Origin of the sequence: Candidatus Stygibacter australis (genome assembly GCA_030765845.1) — a bacterium.
Taxonomy (GTDB): domain Bacteria; phylum Cloacimonadota; class Cloacimonadia; order Cloacimonadales; family TCS61; genus Stygibacter; species Stygibacter australis.
Map to the genome: position 1 here is coordinate 1 of JAVCDJ010000054.1, position 4201 is coordinate 4201.

Here is a 4201-nt window from a genome sequence, read left to right on the forward strand (position 1 = left end):
TTCTATAGGTCTCTATTTCTCTGCGATATATGCTCTGGTCCTGATGACTTTTATGATCGGGATATTAGTTCTCCCCCGCAAGCGCGATAAAGAGATTAAACCAATCTCCGTGATAATTGCTGCCAGAAATGAGGAAAAACATTTACCTGCCTTATTGAAAGCGATCTCAAACCAGGATTATCCAACAAACAGTTTTGAAGTTATTATCGTAGATGACAGGTCAATAGATAGTACCTGGCAGATTTTAAAAAAGGAAATAAATAAATATAAATGGCTGCATATATACAGAATTATTGACGAAAACCCTGAGTTAGTTGGCAAAAAAGGTGCATTGAAACTGGGAATCACAAAAACGAATTGTGAAATTCTGGCATTTACTGACGCAGATTGCCTTCCTGGCAGAAATTGGCTAAAAGAAATAAATGCGTTGATGACTGATGAGACGGATTTCTTGTGCGGATATTCACCTTTGCTTGTTTCAGGTAAATTAATGAACCTGCTGAAGAATCTGGAACGCAGCTCAATCTTTGCTGTGATCGCCGGCAGCTTTGGCTTAGGCTGGGATATCACCTCAGTAGCAAGAAGTCAGGTTTACCGTAGAAGTAAATTTATGAAAATAAATGGTTTTGCTGGAATTGGGAAACAGCGTTCAGGAGATGATGATCTGCTGCTGCAAAAGATGTCTCCTGTAATTAGAAAACGTAATTTTATCTTTGATCCTCAGGCAAGTGTGGTCAGTATTGATAAACCAAATCTAAAAGAGCATATACATCTGGAAACCAGACGAGCTTCCAAATGGAAATTATATCCCCTGCCCATCAAACTGTTGACTCTCTTTATCCTGATATATTACTTCATAATATCCTGGGAATTGATCTTAGCTATTTTCGGGGAAATCAGCTGGCTGATATTTATCTATCTTAACCTGTTGAAAGTACTGAGCGAATTTACTCTTCTTTTTATATTCCTGGCAAAGACAGGTCAATTAAGGCAATTACTGGTATTCCCTATCGCTGAATTATTATATATACCATATTATATCTATTTTGGATTTAGAGGAACCTTTGGGACTTATTCATGGAAAAAATAATCAAGCAATATCAGGAAGTCCTATCCAGATTTAAAGAGCAGAAATCTAATATTCACAGACTCTGGAATATTGACGAAGAAAGCGCTCATTTGCTGTTTATGCTTGTATTGATCCACCAGGCAAAGTATATTCTGGAGATTGGCACTTCTAATGGTTATTCCACATTCTGGCTGGCTGCTGCTGCTCGTAAAATCGGGGGTGCGGTTCACACAATAGAAGTTGATGTAAACCGCTACAATCTGGCCAAGGAAAACTTAAAGGGATTTACCAACATTGATCAATATCTGGCAAAGGCTGAGGATATTTTGAAGAACTTCAAACCAGGAATAGATTTCCTCTTTATTGACGCGGGAAAACCTAGTTATATAGAATACATCAAATTATTAGAGGACAAATTAGCTCCTCAAGCTGTAGTTATTGCTGATAATATCTGCTCACATCCTGAAACTACGGCTTCTTACAAAAAATATATTGAAAATAATCCGGCATATCATAGTATGGTTCATGATATTGACGCTGGATTGCAAATAGCATATTATCAAAGATATTAGCAGGGGATCATATGAAACCATTTTTAATAGGAATTGCTGGAGGGACTGCTTCTGGTAAAACTACTATTGCCAATAGCATAGCCAAAGAGATTAAGGGTAATATCATTATCATCAAACAGGATAATTATTATTATTCTTTTCCGGAAAAAACACTGGAAGAACGAGCTCAACTGAATTTTGATCACCCTCATGCATTTGATACAGGGCTATTGATCTCACACTTGAAGCAATTAAAGGAATATCAGGTGGTTCAGATCCCGGTTTTTGATTATATCACTCACCTTCGTTCTGAAACTACAATAGATATCCAGCCAGCTAAAGTAATAATTCTGGAAGGTATCCTTATTTTTGAAAATAAAGAGTTAAGAGATTTACTGGATATCAGGATATTCGTTGATACAGATGCTGATATCAGGATCCTCAGACGCATGGAACGTGATATCAAAGAAAGAGATCGCAGCTTTTCCAGTATCCTTGAACAATATAGAAATACCGTGAGACCTATGCATCTGGAATTTGTGGAACCAAGTAAACGCTTTGCAGATATTATAATCCCCGTTGGTGCATATAATTCAGTTGCTATTGACATGATAGTTCGCTCAATAAAGCAAAAACTCTCCATAAGAGAGGAGGATTAATGAAATATCTTATACTGATCTCAATACTTCTATCCATATATTTATGCCCAGCAGACGATATCACTGTCTATCAATCTAATACTCAGCCATTTGCTCTGGTGCATTCATCCCAGCAGGTGCAGCTAACGAAGGGTGATAATGAAATTGAACTAACTAATCTGGCAAAACAGATAAAAGTGAACTCACTTCTGCTCAATGATAATGATAACGGCATTCAGATATTAAGTCAGAATTTCAAACCAAACTTTGCTCGAGCCGGCAATATTTTTGAGAATGCAGTTGATCATGTAATCAGTGTTAAAATCCCTGATACTCAAACTGTCCATGGCATCTTAAGATTTTATGATGGTCAATATTTGGGAATCAGCAATATTTCCACAAATGAATTTCATTTAGTGAAAGAACAAAAAGTAATAGACTTCCAATTTCCTGATTTTGAAGCAGAACAGGCCGACTTTAATCCAAGTATTTCCTGGCTAGTGAATTCCTCTAAGACACAGGATATTGAACTTGAATACTCATATCTGACTTCAGGTATTGGCTGGAATGCAATATATCAAGCAATCTGGGATGATAAGAAGAATGAATTATCTTTCAACAGCTTAGTGGAATTAACAAATAATTGTGGCAGAGACTTTATGAACAGCAAAGTAAAGCTTGTTGCAGGAGATGTGCAGAGCAATGATCAAATGATGAACTCCAGAGGGGCAAAAGACTTTGCTTTACAGGAAGCTTCATCTACCATGGGAATGCCTGTGGCTCACTCTTCATTATCATCATTTCATCTATATACATTGGCAACCCCCATTGATAGTCCTGATAGAAGCAGCAGACAGTTTCAATTATATCCTTCAGCAACGATAAAGGCAGAGGAATATTTCCTGTTCAATAGCAATGGTTATGAGACTAAACTTCAAAAAACCGTTGCCTTCAAGAATACTCAGGAAAATGGGTTTGGCAAACCAATTCCCCAAGGCATGATGAATATCTATACTCCAGATAGAACTGATGGACAACTACAATTCATTGGAGAAAGCAGAATTGATGATACGCCTGAAAATAAAACTCTAGTATTGAAATTGGGTGATGCCTTTGACCTTAGTGGAGAGACCAAAACCATGAATGTGCAATATTCTGATAACCGCCGGAGAGTTGAGAGCAGTGATTACCAGATCGTGATCAATAATAATAGCAAGGAAGAAGCTGACATCCTGATAAGGCATCAATTGGATAGACAATTACCTAATATTTTTGCTGCTGATTTTGAATATACAAAAACAGATGCTTTTACTATGGAAATCAAACTAAAACTCTCTGCTGAATCAGAAAAAACTCTCTCCTGGACGCAGAAAAGATAAGATACAGCTTATTCTATTTTTGTTTATATAACATTGATGCAACAGGACGAGTAATCTAACATCATGACTAACATAGAGTTAAATATAGCATTCATTTAAGTGAATAAAAATAGATTGCCTTTATTATTACAATATATCAATTGTCGTGATGTATTGTAATTAAAAAGGAGCTTGAGAATTGAATAAAAAATGCCAAGTAGAATGTAATAATTTCTGCTTAATGCTAACAAATCATTCACTTCAACCTAATAAGTTATTAAGAGTATTCATCAAAGGATTATGAGCTTCTTAAGTAGAATTTTTTCTCACAGCTTTTGGGAAGGATCTTTTAAGATGCCGGTTAATCCCATTACACTTTCTTTCCCTCCTTTGCTGGAGAAGAAATAAGCTTTCTTCACATTAGATAACTTATTATAAATAAATAAGTTAAAATCGCATAAAACATTGTTTTGCAAACTGAGTTTCCTTTAGAATACTCAGAATATGAAATGAATACTCCATTTGTTCTGGAATATTCAAAAATGTTCACACATCTCAATTTGAGCGATATTCAAAGATACCCCT

The 4201-nt window shown here is 36.0% G+C and carries 4 protein-coding genes; all 4 read left to right on the top strand.

Going from position 1 to position 4201, the window contains the following annotated elements:
* Positions 1-1090: glycosyltransferase (locus RAO94_03430; protein MDP8321384.1), on the top strand; the 1090-nt coding region annotated here is incomplete at its 5' end.
* On the top strand, positions 1078-1641 hold the full coding sequence (locus RAO94_03435) for a class I SAM-dependent methyltransferase (protein ID MDP8321385.1): 564 nt from the start codon (positions 1078-1080) through the stop codon (positions 1639-1641). The genes RAO94_03430 and RAO94_03435, both read left to right, overlap by 13 nt.
* An 11-nt stretch (positions 1642-1652) precedes the next feature.
* Positions 1653-2279: a uridine kinase gene (gene udk / locus RAO94_03440; GenBank protein ID MDP8321386.1), complete on the top strand. Its 627-nt coding sequence runs from the start codon at positions 1653-1655 to the stop codon at positions 2277-2279.
* Positions 2279-3637 (top strand): hypothetical protein, encoded by a 1359-nt coding sequence (locus RAO94_03445; protein ID MDP8321387.1) that lies wholly within the window; start codon positions 2279-2281, stop codon positions 3635-3637. The genes udk and RAO94_03445 overlap by 1 nt, the downstream gene beginning before the upstream one ends.
* The last annotated feature ends 564 nt before the right edge of the window (positions 3638-4201 follow it).